Source organism: Sporosarcina sp. P7 (assembly GCF_002743425.1).
GTDB lineage: Bacteria > Bacillota > Bacilli > Bacillales_A > Planococcaceae > Sporosarcina.
In genome coordinates this window covers 39,412-54,668 of the sequence record NZ_PDZF01000009.1, presented here as the reverse complement: position 1 = coordinate 54,668, position 15,257 = coordinate 39,412, and the positions used below count along the sequence as shown (strand labels likewise).

The following is a 15,257-nucleotide window of genomic DNA, read 5'->3' as shown; positions in this document are numbered from 1 at the left end:
TCTGGACGAGATGCACAGCCTTGGCGGAAAACTTTTCTTTACTGGCAAGTGGTACACTCGGTTTGGGAATCTGCTTTTAAGATTCCAAATGAAAGACAGGTTTACCAGGTAATGCGAATGAAGTTTTTTGTGTAAGTGCAAGTGAAATTCCTGCTTCAAAGAAGTTAAGCAGTGCAACATGCAAAACGCATACTACGAGGGTACAATATCGTCAGTATGGAGTAATCGCAACATAAAATTTTCCGCATAGTTAGAGAAGAACAGTCAGTGATTAGAAGGTTTTAATCACTGACTGTTTTTTGTTTTGTCGCTAAACCATGTGAGTTGTTTAATATGAATGAAAACTGGGAAAACAACATATAAGAAACAATAACGAGGAGGAGCATTATATGAAAAAAAGAATGGCGTTGACAGCTATTGGTTTAGGAGCAGCCTATTTAATGCGTAACAAAGATGCACGGGACAAATTGTCTCGTCAATTCGACGAGTTCAATGACACACCTATGCGCGGCGAACGTAAAGGTAACACTCAGAAACCTGAACCAAATAAAGGATTACTAGGTAGATTTTTAGACTAAATATATTGAATCGCAAAGGAGTAGATTTGCATGAGCGAAGAGAAAAGAGTTTTTACAGAAAAAGACCGTAACAGGGCAGAGGGCGGTTATATGGATAACCCCGAAAATTTAAAAACGGATAAGGAAAGCATTTATGATATGCATGAAGATATGCAGACCGTAGACGCTATTCCTTTGGAAGATGTTCGTATGGAGGAAGAAGAAGAAAGACATCATCGTGAGACGAAAAATCGTTCGTCCAGTGAAGAGAAATATGAAAAGGAATAATGATGTTTTGAAATACACTGTAACAAACTCGTGGAGTACTTAACCGATATGAAAGCAGATTAGAAAAGTGACGCCCATCAAAACGGGCGTCACTTTTTATGTCATTTTTAACAGTGCTTCTGATCCAATCATACCTGCGGAAATGCCATAGTTCTCAGCTTCCAGCGTTACAGATTCTAGCGGGGCTGCCAGCAATTGCTCTATCGTTTTCACACCAACCGCGCGTCCCGCAACAATTTTTCGGTCTGCTAGTACACTATTTAATAATCCTACATCAAGTGCCCCACACATAATATACCCTTTGTCATTCGAAACTGTAAGTAGCGTCGTTTTCGGTAGTTTTACCGTAACTGCTTGAAATGACTGTCCATCTATAGATATGATTTGATGTTCAATCAAGACACCCACCCCTTTCTTTATCAGCATATGATAAGCCAGTCAAAACGTGATTCATCTTACAACCTTTCCTACACTGGAATGCATGAAAATCTCACCTATTATGGTAAAAGTATGACGTCGTTATGTATTCATGTGCTACTCTGTTGTGTGAATATCCAACCTACACTTCAGAATCGCTAATTAGCTCAACGTATTTCATATAAAATTTTTCATCTACTATTTGTTGATTCATCTTATTCAGTTTACTATAGGTAGATAAGGAGGTTTCGGTATGACAACGATTTGGTTTAATGCACTCTTTTATACGATGCAAAATGAAGGACATACAATAGATGCTTTACTTACAAACGACGAAAAAATACTAGCGACCGGTTCATATGATGAACTAAAAAATCAAGCTGATACTCAAATAGACTTGCAAGGTGCTTTTGTTTACCCTGGTTTTATCGATAATCATATGCACATGATCGGCCAAGGTGAAAAGCTGTTGCGCCTTGATTTATCCAACACCACTTCTTCAGAACATATGATGGAGCTGCTTCTAAACGCCTATAAAGATTTGCCAGAAGACGAATGGTTCATTGGGGAAGGTTGGGATGAGAATAATTTTCCTGACAAGAAAATCTTCACTCGCTATGAGTTGGATGCTGTAACAGATTCACCCATGCTATTAAAACGCACTTGTTGGCATGCTGCTATCGTCAATTCAAAGGCTCTGGAACTAGCTGGTATTACAAAAGAGACACCTGATCCTGATGATGGTGTCATTGAACGCGATCATAACGGCGAGCCGACAGGGTTATTGAAAGAAGGTGCTATGCAGCTAGTGCTTCAACTTTTACCGACTCCAACAGAGGACTATGTTACGAAAGCTTTGGAAACTTCTGTTGATCATTTACTATCTGTTGGGTTGACAGGTGTTGTGACCGATGACTTAGGTTACTATGGTCACTATCAGACGCCATTGAAAGCTTTCAATAATGTTCTCGGTGGTGATCGAAAATTTCGTGCTCATTTACTGTGTCATGTTAGTGTATTTTCTGATTTGATGGAAGACCATATGCTCTATAATACACCGTGGGTAGAGCCTGGTGAGATGAAGTTCTTCATTGATGGCGCTTTTGGCGGCAGTACTGCGCTGTTAAGTGAGCCGTACACCGATGAACCCGATAATGTAGGAACAGCTGTATTGACCGATGAAGAGATCGATAACTATGTCAAAATGGCAAGACACTATGGAGAAGCTGTTGCCATACATGTGATTGGTGATCTAGCAGTTGAAAAAGCACTAGATGTCATTGAAAAGTATCCTGCTCCAGCCGGCAAGAAAGATCGGTTTATACATGTCATTTTATTACGTGATGATTTAGTAGAGCGAATGCAAAGGCTTCCCATTGTTTTAGATATACAGCCTGCGTTCGTTCCTTCTGATTTCCCTTGGGTTAGGGACCGACTGGGTGAAGACCGGCTTGACTGGGCATATGCATGGAAGAAGCTTCTAACTAAAGGTTTTATTTGTGGCGGGGGATCAGATGCTCCTATTGAAGACCCGAATCCTTTGCTAGGTATACACGCAGCAATCACCAGAAGATTATGTACGGAACAGCATGAAGGATATTTGCCAGATGAAAAACTTAGTCGTTATGAGGCAGTACAATTATTTACTTCAGGCGCAGCGGCTACTATAGGTAAAATGCATTCAAGAGGAAAACTCTCAGTTGGATTTGATGCAGACTTCACGGTCTTGAAAGACGATGTTTTCACTATAGACGTTGATCAAATAACTGAAATACAAGTAGAAAAAACTATTGTCGCTGGTGAAATTATGTATACAACGAATACGTAATCACTGTTTAGTAACTAGTGAATGGGGGAAACTTTCTAAAAAGGGGGTTTTACCTTGGAATTATTAAAAGTATATGGTGAACTGGATTGGAAGAAGCTCACGCGTAACGTGTTAATTCCAGTAGTGGGCGGATCGATTATCGGATTTCTTGCTAACCGCAATACGCAAAAACAGTATGCCAAGTTGAAGAAACCTTCATTTTCTCCTCCCGGAGCTACATTTCCATTTGCTTGGACAGCTTTATATACGATAATGGGTGTTGCGAATTACCGCGTGGAAATGAAGCAGCCATCGCAATGGAAAGATACCGCTATCTCGTTGTATGACGTACAATTAGGCCTTAATTTTCTTTGGTCCTTCTTGTTCTTTAAATGGAATTTACGAGGTACAGCACTGATAGAGATGACGATTTTGTTAGGTGCAATTGCTATGACCGCTTATGAATTCAATCAGACTGATCGTATCGCAGGCGGATTGATGGTACCTTATATTGGATGGGTTATGTTTGCACTAGTATTAAATTACTCTACATGGAAATTAAATAAGTGAACATAAAAATGTCCCTGCCACTACTGGCTGGGACATTTTTCAATGTTGATTATATTGATTTTGATTGTAGTTCATACGCTCGGCAGTCTTATAAGCGTCATACATACCCCAAATCCATACAATGGGATACGTAATGAAACCGATACCTACAAACATGAGCAGACCGTTGATTCCTTGCAAGATAATAAGTAAAATCCCTTTAAGGATTTGTCCATTATAGATTTGACCGACGCCAGTCCAGAAAAAACTAAGCACGGCGGCAATACCTGGATGCTTAAACATGTCATCTCCCCTTCCTGGCTGTTACGTCTATCCTACAGTATCCAGAAAGGGAATGACAAGGTATTTGCTACATGTTTTTTAGAAACGGTCTTTATCCAACTGATCGCCTTTGACTTCTACGTCTCCTTCTTTTTCAAAATGTACTTCCTCACGTTTCACTGATTCGTGAATCGTTTCATTCTCTACAACCTCACGCTTCTTGAGTATGATTTCTTCCGTGACAACTGGTTTCTTTGTTACTTCCACTTGTTCTTCAGTAATCGGAATGCGAATTGTCTCATCATCTTCCCTGAACGCTGCCGCGTCATTGCCATTGCGACCGTCAAAACCACCTTCTCCATCTACAACTGGTCTACGTTCGATTGTCACTTCGTCGTGCGAAACGCTAACATCTACTGATCTAGGTTCTTCTACTACTTCTTTTTCAACACGGATTTCTCCACGCTGTGTTTCATGCTTATCCACTTGAAGACGTTCCTCGTGTAAACGTAGACGCTCTTCTTCTGTATCTGTGTCAGTGAAAGCATGTTCAGTTGCATGAAGGCCAGAATCTACATCCCGATTGTGTTGGTTAAGTGTATGATCTGGAAGCGTTTGGTTCAATCTGAATGCCGGATCTCCTCCATTCAATTCTTGGTCAGTTACGCTCAAGCCATTCGCTCCAAGATTTACGTCTGTACTTTTTCCAATTCTGCCGTAGAACTCGGTGTTGTCCATATAGTGGCGATTTGCTTCACCAGAATCAACATATAGCAACATGCCACCCTGTTCAATTTCCTGGTAATACTTTACTGTATCTTCTGTTCCGAAATCTAAACTATCTACCATACGACGTACATGGTCTTCTCCAGAAACAAACCCCATAAAACGATCCCACCATGAATCGTCAGCTGATTTAATTTCTGCATCCGTACGACTTCTAAGCATAGTTAATTGATCTTCATTTTTCACAACGACATAAATATCATCTTCAGGCCATCCTTCTCTTTTCAACTCATCCAGACGGTTCACCAGATCTGTTTCATTATAGTACATTCCAATATATCTATTTTTACCCATATAAATCTCCTCCTAATGTTGTAATGAATTATTTAGAACTCTTTTTAACGTCGTGTTGATACATGTACCCGGGTTATGGAAATTAGAAACCTTTTCGTTAAATTTTTTGGGGATGTATAAATATTTGCTAGTATGGAATGCTGTTAAAAAGGAGTGATTTCATGCTGGAATTAGATACGCCGATTGAAGGCAAACTAGCTTGTTTTGGGACTTTACGGGATAAAGTCGATCAGCACGGCTATCATTTTGGCGGAGGCTGGGATTATCATAAAGGTAGTTTTGATTCCATCCTTCATAGAGAAGCTGGCGAAACCATTTACTTACGTGTCCCCTTTGAAGTTCATGACGGTGAACTTGATGATTTCAACACATCCATTAAATTTAAAAAACCTTACGTCATCAAACATGTGGTGAATACGGGATTAGATCCCGACTCAAGTTCTTTAATAAGTGGTTCTTTCAATCAATTCCAAGAACCGTTGGATCGAGATGCAGAAATTCGTGATAAAAGTCGTTGGGAAATTGCCGGTGAACTAGCAATTGAAGAAATACTACAGTACTTGGAATGAAAAAAGGATCTTCTTGCCGAATTTTTGGCAGAAGATCCTCTTTACTATTTTTTTAAACCTTGTATTTTTTCATCCATCTCATCTGAATCTAGCACTTTTTTAGGATATTTCTTGAAAACCGGTTCTAGTTCGCTCATTAACTCTTCTAATTCAGCCCCTGTATAGAAAAGGGTTTCGAAGTATTTGGTATTTCCATCCGACTCCACTACTATTCTAAGCCGTTGCAAAGGTTCTTTGCCGGCAAGGTCTTCATCCGTCATGATTGCCTCTTCTGCTTCATAATCGGCTTGCTGAATCCAAGTTGTTCCCGATTCATCTGCCTCTTTTGCAAATAACAGTAATTCTTCTGTATCCATCGTCGGCATCTTCATGCAAACCCCTCACTTTACTTGTTTTACTTAGTGTTCCCTGTTAGTCACAGTTAAAACCAATTAGTGGCTCGCCTCATTTTCGAAGTATAGCTCCTTATGCAGACCACACCCTCGATTAAACCCCGCGTCGCAAGAAGGACATTGATAGTCGCATTGTAAGTATTCAGTAATGGTGAGTTCGTGGCCGCAATTACCGCACAGTATGGCTTTTTCATTATATCGACTAACTGGCCAAACAGCGTGATGGCCGCAACCCGCTTCTTCATGGCATAGGTGACATGGATAATAGATTTCACAACAATAGAACTTGATGGCAATTCTGTCTGTTTCTGTTGCGTAATGGATACAGCGCGTTTCATCATCCACTAGTAAGCCCCGAACTTCTTGATCGTATTTTTTCATTTTTACGCACCCCTCTTATGTACATCATAAAAGTATGGAGGCCTGTTAAGCAATTAAAAATAGAGAGGGATTTGAAATGGAGTGGATGAGTAAGGGGCTGCAAATTTATAGACTCACCACTTTGGTTATAAAATACGCGTCCCGGGTTCTAGCTTCAATCTACTCACTCACCTCTTTTTATTCATCCTTGGTTTCGAAACTCAGTCATATAAAAAATGTCTCCGGCAACCGTAAGTTCACGACTGCAGAGACATCCTCAGTTTACATATCCTTATGAGTGAATGGACACTTTCCTGTTAACGGCACACTGTCGTCGCCGATGAAGAACTGTTTCCATTCATTATGCGTCGGATCTCCGTAATGGCTGATATCGGGATGCTTCGGTAGATTATCCCATACCTCTACACGTTCACGAACTTTTTCACGTGAGTTAATTCCGCCTTTTTCCGTACCTGTTAGACCTTTAAAAATTTTGCGCGGCTGGAACCCGATGACCATTGCATTTCCCAAATCACGCGTTTTGCGTTGCTTATAGGCGGGTGCATTACCAAAAGCAAAAATCGGCTCACCTTGGAAATGAAAGTCCCACAGATAATGATCAGGATCTCGTGGCGCTTCAGCAGGCCATTCTTCTTTATCTTCTTTATGCAAGTATTGCAAAATATCCCAAAACTGTTGGCGATATTCTTCTATTGTTCCTTCTTTTTCAAAGGGTTCAACAAATACAAACAGACCATGGCGTTTATGCTTTGGATTTTCAAATAGTTTTAAAAAAGCTTCTAGCGCTTGCGGTAAGTTCGACCAGTCTTTTTGTGAAATATAGGCATAGCGCAACTCGCCTTTATTTTCACCAGCCATACCAAAATAGCATGGGAATGTTTTATCGGTCACAATATCATGAAATGTTTGATATTCTCTACGTAACCATTCCGGTAAATCATTACGTTCTGTAAAGTCTTCTTTTGTCAATAAAGCGTTTGATGTTTGAATCAACGTTTTATCCTCCTCTAACATACTATGCTGTATATCCGTTACCCCGTCTTTCGCATAATGAAACATATGAAATAAAAAAACATCTTATCGAATGGCGATCGATAAGATGTTTTTTTATTGTAAAGGTTTCGGATTATCCTGTAATTCATCAATCGTTTGCATAACCAATGTGACTGCTTGGCTTAAGGCACTTCCACCACCAAGCGTAGCTGCAACACCAACAGCTTCTAATACTTCTGAAACTGTACAACCTGCATCCATACAAGCTTTTGTATGGAAAATAATACAGAACTCACTATGTGCATAGATACTTACTGCTAGTGCAATCAGCTGTTTATATTTCTGACTGATTTCTCCTTCTTCAAAACCAATTTCCGTAAATGCGTGGAATGATTTCATGAACTTCGGCAACTGTTCGCTCATTGCACCCATACCAGTTTTGTAATCTGCCAGTACCGCATCCGTAAATGTATAGTCTTCCATAAAATCGCCTCCCGTCATAGCAGTAGTATGTCCGATTCTTTGTTTGCTATTCAGCGAGAATGGAAATGATATAAGCAATTACAAATACAGGAGGTTCAGTATGAAAATCGTCGTTACAGGAGATACACATATGCCTGGAAGAGGAAAAGGTTTGCCATCACGATTAATAAAAGAATGTGAGACGGCCGATTTAATTTTACATACAGGTGATTGGAAATCGGTCGAAGTCGTGCAGATGCTTTCTGAATTTGCGGAAGTAAAAGGCGTTTTTGGAAATGTGGATGACGAGGATATAAAAGAACGGTTTCCATTGCAGCAAGTGATTCAAGCGAGGCACGTAAACATTGGATTAGTACATGGTCATGGCGAGAAAAAGACTACAGAAAAACGGGCTATTGAAGCATTTGAAGGAGTGCCACTGGACGTCATCGTCTTCGGACACTCCCACATTCCTATGCTTCGTTACTTGAATAAAACCCTATTACTGAATCCTGGTTCACCAACAGATAAGCGAAAATTACCCCATTACTCTTTCGCTATCTTACATATTGATGATGGGATTCGTGCTGAGTTATTATTTTTTGATAATAAAACGTAAAGTACAAAACGAATGGATTAATATATCCAACCGCGTGTATATTGAACGGGTGATTCGATTTCTACTCCCAGTTCTTTTGCTGCTGTGTACGCCCAATAAGGATCACGTAATAATTCGCGAGCGAGCAATATGATATCCGCACGGTCATTTTGTAAAACTTCTTCTGCTTGTAGGGCTGATGTGATCAATCCTACTGCACCCGTTGCAATATTTGCTCGCTGACGGATTGTATCTGCAAATGGCACTTGATAGCCTGGGAAAGGATGAATAGCAGCCGGAACTACTCCACCTGAGCTAACGTCGACTAGATCGACACCTTGTTCTTTCATCCAGCCCGCCATTTCTGCATACTGCGAAGAATCCATGCCGCCTTCTTGATAATCTTCTGCCGAGATTCTGACAAATAACGGACCCTCCCAAACAGAACGAATTGCATCAATTACTTGCCTAAGTATGCGATAGCGATTTTCTGCTGATCCCCCGTATTCATCTTCACGATGATTACATAGTGGAGTTAGGAATTCATTAAGTAAATAGCCATGTGCACCATGGATTTCAATCACGTCAAATCCAGCTTGTTTGGCACGGAGCGCTCCTTGTTTGAATGCTTCAATGGTTTCTTCAATATCAGTGACAGTCATTTCTGTCGGTGTTTTGTGTTTTTCATTGTACGCAATAGGGCTTGGCGCATGAATTGTTCCATCCACTGTCGCCTTTCTTCCTGCGTGTGCTAATTGGATACCGGTACGAGCACCATGCTGTTTGTTTAAACGAACGATTTCAGTTAAACCTTCAATATGCTCATCTGACCAGATCCCTAAATCCTCACTTGAGATTCTTCCTTGCGGTTGAACGGCTGTTGCTTCAACGATGATCAGACCAACTTGTCCTACCGCACGCGTTGCGTAGTGGATTTTATGCCAGTCTTCTACTTTCCCATCCTGATTATGTGAAGAATACATACACATCGGTGCCATTGCGATACGGTTTTTAAACTCTACACCACGTATAGTATAAGGACTAAATAATTTTGCCATGAATAATTCCTCCTCTAATAGTTACTAGAGAAAGTATAGCAAATCCCTGCTAATTTTTACTGTTCGAGGATTTCAAACGAACTTTATGAAACATATGGTAGTCTTTGAACGTATAGTAGACTATATGAAAGGAGGTCTTCCTATGCAACCACTTATTTCAATATGGACACAACCTAAACAAACGATTCATTATGTTCTTGAATACAAAACATGGAGTTATAGTTTTTTCATCTTATTCCTTACGTCGGTCAGCGTCGGTATAACATCATTCGCTGAAACGGATATTTTACCCAATCTGTCATTGCCGGTAATGATCCTACTCGGTATCGTGTCATCGTTCATCGGGACTATGATCAGCCTGTTCATTAGTTCTGCTCTCTACACGTGGGTAGGTAAATGGCTCGGAGGTAAAGGGAACTTTAAGGATATGGTGCAAATGACGCCAATCGCTTCGATACCTTTGATTTGGATGATGCCGATTAACTTGCTATTAGTCATTATTTACGGCAAGAATTTATTTGAGGATATGACGAATACTGCAAGTGTTGACGTTTTTGGATCATTATCTATTGTATTATTACTCGCTAATTTACTAACATTGGCTCTAAGTATCTTTAGTACAGTGATATTATCGAAAGGGATTGGGATTATCCATCACTTCTCTTCATGGCGTGGATTTGGCACGATTATGATTGTTGCCGGTTTATTTTTAGCATTAATGATTCCATTTATTATCTTTTTGATAGTTGTTTTTTGGGCTTACTAAAATCAATATATAAAAAAACCGAAGGCGATTCCACTTCTGGAAACGTCTTCAGTCTGACGCAAAGCCTAATGTACTTTACGTTTTATTATTTATTGATCATTTTCATGAATTCTCTCATTAAGCCTGGAAGATCTGGCCAAGCATGTCCTGATACTAGATTCCCTTCTGTATGAAGATCTTTTTCTATATACGTAGCACCAGCTGCTGTAACGTCTGGCTTACACGCGATATATGCTGTATATTCCCTGCCTTGCATGAGATCAGGAATAACGGATAACACTTGAGCAGCATGGCAAACTGCCGCCACGGGTTTATTCTCTTCAAAGAAATGGCGGACAATATCTGGTAATGATTCATCTAGACGAATATACTCTGGTGCACGTCCACCTGGAATAATGAGCGCATCATAGTCTGCAGGATTGACATCTTTGAAGGCAATATGTGAATCCAAGCCATACGCGGGTTTTTCAACATACGTTTCCATTCCATCGATGAAATCATGGGTAACGGTATATAATTTTTTTACTGATGGTGAAGCAATAGTTGTGTCGAATCCTTCTTCCAAACAACGATAATAAGGATAGAAAATTTCCAGTGCTTCTACTGCATCTCCACCAAGAATCAATACTTTTTTACTCATGTGCAGATCCTCTCCCTATTCTAAATTGTGTTACTACTTTACTTCTTTCGACAATTTGATAATGAATCCTCTTTCTTTTGCTGAATTCCTCTTCTTTATGTATGACTATCGCAAATTACACCATATTATGAGTAGGAGGGATTTCTATGGATCGAGATATACGTCATTTGTTTCATAAAGGAACGATCAACGAAGAAATGGGAATGGAGTTTGAAGTATCTGCCGAAGAAGCTTCACGTGCCCGAGAAAATGCAAGCGGTAAAGAATATCGGGATGCTTTGAAAGAAGTCTATCGGGCAACAGAGGATAAAAGAAAATAATTCGTGAAAAAGCCGGACAGTTCATACTGTTTGGCTTTTTACATTTTACTATAATGATTTCTCCGACTTCTGCGTATCATGTATTGCTCAATAAGTATTGCGAGAATCGTTCCTGTAATCAATCCATTAGATAATGTGGAAGCTACAATGGGAGGAAGTTGCGACAAACTTTCTCCGGGGACAAACATAGTCCCTACACCTACCATTAATCCAAAAGCTACAGCTTGGCGAGCACGCTCCTTTTCTGGATCAGCGTCGAGTTCATTGAATGCCATCGAGACCATTTTTGTAAAGATGGCGAAAGTTACAGCGTATGCAACTGGCGCTGGTAAAGCCGCAAATATCGCCATAATACTTGGAAACAGTGTAATGAGTACTAATAGCGTACTGCCAATAATAAATGGTTTTATAGATGGCATACGTGTCGTACCAACAAATCCAGCAGATCCTGAAATCGGTACGGATCCAATGGCGGAAAAAGCGCCTGCGATCAGATGGATGAATCCTGAAGCAAATGCTCCTTGGCGTAATCGATCTGGCGCTTTAATATGAAAAGATTCCTTCAACAAATGTTCCATGACACGTATTGATGCAAGCATATTCGCTACTAGCAATAATGTAATGAAAATCGCTGTAACGAGAACACCACTATCCCATACAGGTTTTCCATAAACAAACATTTTTGGTAGTTGGATTAGCTGATCGGACACTTTCGCGATAGTTGGTGTTTTTCCTAGTAGCAAGAAAATCCCCCAGCCAAGTGCAATGGAGATCAATATCGCATATTTAGATATGAACGGGCGTTTATTTGCCATCGCAACAAACGTGATGAGTAAAACAATGAAACTTCCGAGAAAAATGACTGAATCCAGATGGTCTCCTACTTCTTCTATCCCTATCATTCCCTTAATAAAGGTTCCGCTTAATTGTAAGATCAGCAACATTAGATACGTAAACGTGATTGCTGGTGTGAAGAGTACTTTCATTTTCGTGATGATTCCTGTCGCTGCGAGGATCATGAATATCACACCGCTGTATAACATACCACTTTGCAATGCTTGCAAGGCGTCTGCTGAGGTTGTATAAAAAATGCCGACCATACCGGCATAGACCACATAAATTCCCCACCATAAGCCTGCGGGACCTTCGTTGATGGGCATTTTATGTCCGAAAAATGCCTGAATCAGACTGGCAACACCGAGAACAAATATAGTTCTTTGCATAAATAGCGATGTCGCTACTGAGTCCATACCAAAGGCGTGCGCGATTGCGATGGGGGCAGCAATAGATGATGCAATGAGAAAGATGGTCCATTGTACGCCGCCTGCTAGATGTTTCATTAGACGATTCCTCCAATAGTGCCGTGCAATTTAGAATTCATATAGTATACCATGAGAGTAATTTTTTTATCATATAGAATAAGAATAGATAAGGATTTGAGGAAGCACCGTTGAACGACGTTTCAGGCGCACGCTCACCCTCCGGTAGTCTTAGACTTACGATCAACTAATATCGCTTCTTAATTTTATGTTTTGATACAAAATTAAAATGGAAAAAAGACTAAAGACACCCCCCTAATTCAGGAGTTTGTCTTCAGCCTAATCCTACATAATTAACTAATCCTACATTTTTCATTATTCACCGGTCGGTTGCAACGTAAGTACACGTCCGTCAGGGATTTCTTGTGTCATGAGTGTTTCGTGGTAGTGGCCTTTTGCCCAGTCTTCTGCTTGGTCGTGGAACCATTTGGATTTCAGATGTCCGCTTTGGCCGGGCCCAACGACATGATATGTTTTTGTTAAGTCGTCTAGATCTGCAACAAAACGCCATGATGCGCCGTGGTTAACGGAGCCGTCGTCTTTAAAGGAAGCAGCTTGCACTGTAATATTGGAACCACCGATTGGCTGTTTTTCGGGATTTAATAATTTGACGAATACAGGTGATGCGCTTGCTAGCGGGTGTGGGAATGTCAGTTGGTGATAGTCGCCCCATGCCCATTTTTGTTGTTTGTCGCCGAAGTCATCAGAAATTTTATTTATTGCGTTAATGAATGAATTATACACCCACTGATCAATGCCCCGCTTTTCTTCTAACCAGACACTTTTTTCACCACTATAGCCTTTACGCAGAAGTTCGTCTGTAATCTGGTTTTTACCTGGCATTAGTTCATAGACATCATCCGGCATTTCATTGCGGAACATATCGATTTGCAGTTGTTTCATCCATTTGTGGAAAATTAGCGGAGCACTGCTATCTTTTGAATCAAATTGATCCCATTGTTTCAATGTATTTAATACTTCTTTGTAATCACCTGATTGGTCTTTGTTCTCTACTGATGTAATCATGGATGCAAGGAATTCCGCAGCGTAAAGGTTTTTTTGATCCATTTGCAGTTTCATCATGTCATCCACTGTGAAACTATCTCCTCCTCGTAGCACTTCTGCAATCCGTTCAAAGCGGTATGGTTGTGCCCAGAACTTTGTGATGTGATATGGATAATTTTCATCTACCACTTCATTATTTGCTGTGGCGATGAAACCTTCTTCGGGATTAACTACACGTGGTAGTTCTTCATAGGGAATATAACCCTCCCAACCATAATCAGAAGAATCTCCTGGCACTGCCAATTGTGCGTCACCTTGTTTACGGATGGGAATGCGACCGTTTGCTTTATACGCGATTGTGCCGTCCGTCGAAGCGAAGACGAAGTTCTGTGCAGGTGCATGAAACTTCTCCAATGCTTTCTCAAAACTTTTCCAATCTGTTGATTTATTCATTTCCATAATTGCTTCGAGCTCAAGCGTGGGCTCGAGTGCCGTCCACTGCATGGAGAATAATGCATCAGGGTTTTCTTCTTTGTACATAACGTCTGAAATAATCGGACCGTGTTTTGTGACAAGTACTTCATAGGGAACATCTTCAGCATCTTTAACTTTAATCGTCTCATCTCGTACTTCTGCCTGTTCCCACTTGCCATCATAACGGAATTGGGCTTTTTTACTTGGATGCGGAACTTCAATATAAAGATCTTGCACATCCGGTCCAACGTTCGTAACCCCCCAGGCAATATCTTCATTATTTCCTAAAATAATTCCAGGAATTCCCGCAAAGATTACTCCTTCAACATTTTGTTCAGGGGATTGTAAATGCATTTGATACCAAATAGACGGTGTACTCAGTCCTAAATGCGGATCATCAGCTAGTAATGGTTTACCGGAAGCCGTCTTTTCTCCTGATACTACCCAGTTGTTACTTCCATTGAATTCAGGTGGTGAAAGTTCCGGTAGAAAACGTCCCGCTACCTCTACGTTATGCTCTTTATTAGCCGTCATGATAGATTCTGCATTTTTCGGATACGTCAGGAATAAATCTTTCACTTTTTCTTCTGGAAACGCATTGATTGCCCAGTGGCGGAAGGCTTGCGGTTGCCATCTCCCCCCCAAGTCATAAGCCATATACTTCCCGATCGTTAATGAATCAATCGGTGCCCACTCTTCAGGCTCATATCCAAGAAGTGCAAATTCATAAGACAATTGATTTTCCGATATAGCTTCCCGAATGAATGCATTGACTCCTTCCGCATACCAGCCAAGTACTGCTTTTGCCTGTTCTCCATATCCATCATATGAAGCTTCTGCGGCATTTCGCAAACTAAATGTACGAAATAACTTATCAGTATCGACTGCCTTATCACCGATGACTTCCGCCAGACGACCGCTCGCCTGCCTTCGGGCTAGATCCATTTGAAATAAACGGTCTTGCGCTTGCACATAACCTTGCGCTCGGTATAGATCTTCATCCGAAGCAGCGTTGATATGCGGTACCCCATTGTTATCCCGTGTAACGATTACTTCTTGATCGATGAATGTGACTTGATGGTTTCCTTCTACAAGCGGTTTCGACTTCAAAATGTAAGCGTTTGCAAATATCACAACAAACACAGCTATAATTGACAGTATACTGAGTGCCCACAGTATAATCTTTCTGCCTCTTCCCATGTCATTCCCCCCTTTAGAACTTAGTATACTAGTAATATTCTGAAATTCCTTTAATTATTATCCATTAAAGGAATGTAGTGAAACTGAAACTTCAATCCCT

The 15,257-nt window shown here is 40.6% G+C and carries 19 protein-coding genes; 8 read left to right on the top strand and 11 right to left on the bottom strand.

Annotated elements, in window-relative coordinates; all coding sequences use genetic code 11:
- The first annotated feature begins 389 nt into the window (after positions 1 to 389).
- Positions 390 to 578, top strand: coding sequence for a hypothetical protein (locus tag CSV60_RS10145; RefSeq protein WP_099631713.1), 189 nt, complete (start codon positions 390 to 392; stop codon positions 576 to 578).
- 30 nt (positions 579 to 608) lie between these two features.
- Positions 609 to 845: a hypothetical protein gene (locus CSV60_RS10140; RefSeq protein ID WP_099631712.1), complete on the top strand. Its 237-nt coding sequence runs from the start codon at positions 609 to 611 to the stop codon at positions 843 to 845.
- 96 nt (positions 846 to 941) lie between these two features.
- Here the strand turns inward: CSV60_RS10140 and CSV60_RS10135 are convergent, their stop codons facing one another.
- Positions 942 to 1,271 (bottom strand): YunC family protein, encoded by a 330-nt coding sequence (locus CSV60_RS10135; RefSeq protein ID WP_099636918.1) that lies wholly within the window; start codon positions 1,269 to 1,271, stop codon positions 942 to 944.
- A gap of 244 nt (positions 1,272 to 1,515) precedes the next feature.
- Here CSV60_RS10135 and CSV60_RS10130 point away from each other — a divergent pair, with 244 nt between their 5' ends.
- Complete coding sequence (locus tag CSV60_RS10130; protein WP_099636917.1) at positions 1,516 to 3,090, top strand: amidohydrolase; 1,575 nt, start codon at positions 1,516 to 1,518, stop codon at positions 3,088 to 3,090.
- Between the two features lie 54 nt (positions 3,091 to 3,144).
- The gene (locus tag CSV60_RS10125; RefSeq protein ID WP_099636916.1) at positions 3,145 to 3,639 is read left to right on the top strand and encodes a TspO/MBR family protein; all 495 of its coding nucleotides are present in this window, start codon (positions 3,145 to 3,147) and stop codon (positions 3,637 to 3,639) included.
- Between the two features lie 39 nt (positions 3,640 to 3,678).
- Here the strand turns inward: CSV60_RS10125 and CSV60_RS10120 are convergent, their stop codons facing one another.
- Complete coding sequence (locus tag CSV60_RS10120) at positions 3,679 to 3,921, bottom strand: hypothetical protein (protein WP_099631709.1); 243 nt, start codon at positions 3,919 to 3,921, stop codon at positions 3,679 to 3,681.
- A 78-nt stretch (positions 3,922 to 3,999) separates the two neighbouring features.
- The gene (locus tag CSV60_RS10115; RefSeq protein ID WP_099636915.1) at positions 4,000 to 4,980 is read right to left on the bottom strand and encodes a YsnF/AvaK domain-containing protein; all 981 of its coding nucleotides are present in this window, start codon (positions 4,978 to 4,980) and stop codon (positions 4,000 to 4,002) included.
- 161 nt (positions 4,981 to 5,141) lie between these two features.
- On the opposite strand from CSV60_RS10115, the gene CSV60_RS10110 reads away from it, so the two are divergent.
- Positions 5,142 to 5,549: a YugN family protein gene (locus CSV60_RS10110; RefSeq protein ID WP_099631707.1), complete on the top strand. Its 408-nt coding sequence runs from the start codon at positions 5,142 to 5,144 to the stop codon at positions 5,547 to 5,549.
- Between the two features lie 44 nt (positions 5,550 to 5,593).
- Here CSV60_RS10110 and CSV60_RS10105 read toward each other — a convergent pair whose 3' ends face one another.
- The 4 genes from CSV60_RS10105 to CSV60_RS10090 all read right to left on the bottom strand — a co-directional run bounded on the left by CSV60_RS10105 (position 5,594) and on the right by CSV60_RS10090 (position 7,798).
- Positions 5,594 to 5,914: a hypothetical protein gene (locus tag CSV60_RS10105; protein ID WP_099631706.1), complete on the bottom strand. Its 321-nt coding sequence runs from the start codon at positions 5,912 to 5,914 to the stop codon at positions 5,594 to 5,596.
- A gap of 66 nt (positions 5,915 to 5,980) precedes the next feature.
- Positions 5,981 to 6,322 carry a CHY zinc finger protein gene (locus CSV60_RS10100; RefSeq protein WP_099631705.1) on the bottom strand — a complete coding sequence of 114 codons (342 nt, stop codon included), beginning with the start codon at positions 6,320 to 6,322 and terminating at the stop codon, positions 5,981 to 5,983.
- A 261-nt stretch (positions 6,323 to 6,583) separates the two neighbouring features.
- Positions 6,584 to 7,336 (bottom strand): YqcI/YcgG family protein, encoded by a 753-nt coding sequence (locus tag CSV60_RS10095; protein WP_099636962.1) that lies wholly within the window; start codon positions 7,334 to 7,336, stop codon positions 6,584 to 6,586.
- 93 nt (positions 7,337 to 7,429) lie between these two features.
- Positions 7,430 to 7,798, bottom strand: coding sequence for a carboxymuconolactone decarboxylase family protein (locus CSV60_RS10090; protein ID WP_099636914.1), 369 nt, complete (start codon positions 7,796 to 7,798; stop codon positions 7,430 to 7,432).
- A 100-nt stretch (positions 7,799 to 7,898) separates the two neighbouring features.
- Here CSV60_RS10090 and CSV60_RS10085 point away from each other — a divergent pair, with 100 nt between their 5' ends.
- Entirely contained in the window at positions 7,899 to 8,396 is a 498-nt protein-coding gene (locus tag CSV60_RS10085; RefSeq protein WP_099631703.1) for a metallophosphoesterase family protein, read from the top strand.
- Positions 8,397 to 8,413: 17 nt separating this feature from the next.
- On the opposite strand, the gene namA is transcribed toward CSV60_RS10085, so the two are convergent.
- Positions 8,414 to 9,433 carry an NADPH dehydrogenase NamA gene (gene namA / locus CSV60_RS10080; RefSeq protein ID WP_099636913.1) on the bottom strand — a complete coding sequence of 340 codons (1,020 nt, stop codon included), beginning with the start codon at positions 9,431 to 9,433 and terminating at the stop codon, positions 8,414 to 8,416.
- A 142-nt stretch (positions 9,434 to 9,575) separates the two neighbouring features.
- On the opposite strand from namA, the gene CSV60_RS10075 reads away from it, so the two are divergent.
- Complete coding sequence (locus CSV60_RS10075) at positions 9,576 to 10,199, top strand: Yip1 family protein (protein ID WP_158232930.1); 624 nt, start codon at positions 9,576 to 9,578, stop codon at positions 10,197 to 10,199.
- 85 nt (positions 10,200 to 10,284) lie between these two features.
- Here the strand turns inward: CSV60_RS10075 and CSV60_RS10070 are convergent, their stop codons facing one another.
- The gene (locus tag CSV60_RS10070; protein WP_099631700.1) at positions 10,285 to 10,839 is read right to left on the bottom strand and encodes a DJ-1/PfpI family protein; all 555 of its coding nucleotides are present in this window, start codon (positions 10,837 to 10,839) and stop codon (positions 10,285 to 10,287) included.
- Between the two features lie 146 nt (positions 10,840 to 10,985).
- Here CSV60_RS10070 and CSV60_RS15855 point away from each other — a divergent pair, with 146 nt between their 5' ends.
- Complete coding sequence (locus tag CSV60_RS15855; protein ID WP_158231675.1) at positions 10,986 to 11,159, top strand: hypothetical protein; 174 nt, start codon at positions 10,986 to 10,988, stop codon at positions 11,157 to 11,159.
- 38 nt (positions 11,160 to 11,197) lie between these two features.
- Here the strand turns inward: CSV60_RS15855 and CSV60_RS10065 are convergent, their stop codons facing one another.
- Together CSV60_RS10065 and CSV60_RS10060 are read right to left on the bottom strand one after the other, a co-directional pair.
- Positions 11,198 to 12,499 (bottom strand): purine/pyrimidine permease, encoded by a 1,302-nt coding sequence (locus tag CSV60_RS10065; RefSeq protein WP_099636912.1) that lies wholly within the window; start codon positions 12,497 to 12,499, stop codon positions 11,198 to 11,200.
- 294 nt (positions 12,500 to 12,793) lie between these two features.
- Positions 12,794 to 15,157, bottom strand: a complete 2,364-nt coding sequence (locus CSV60_RS10060) for a penicillin acylase family protein (RefSeq protein WP_099636911.1) — start codon at positions 15,155 to 15,157, stop codon at positions 12,794 to 12,796.
- Positions 15,158 to 15,257 lie beyond the last annotated feature (100 nt).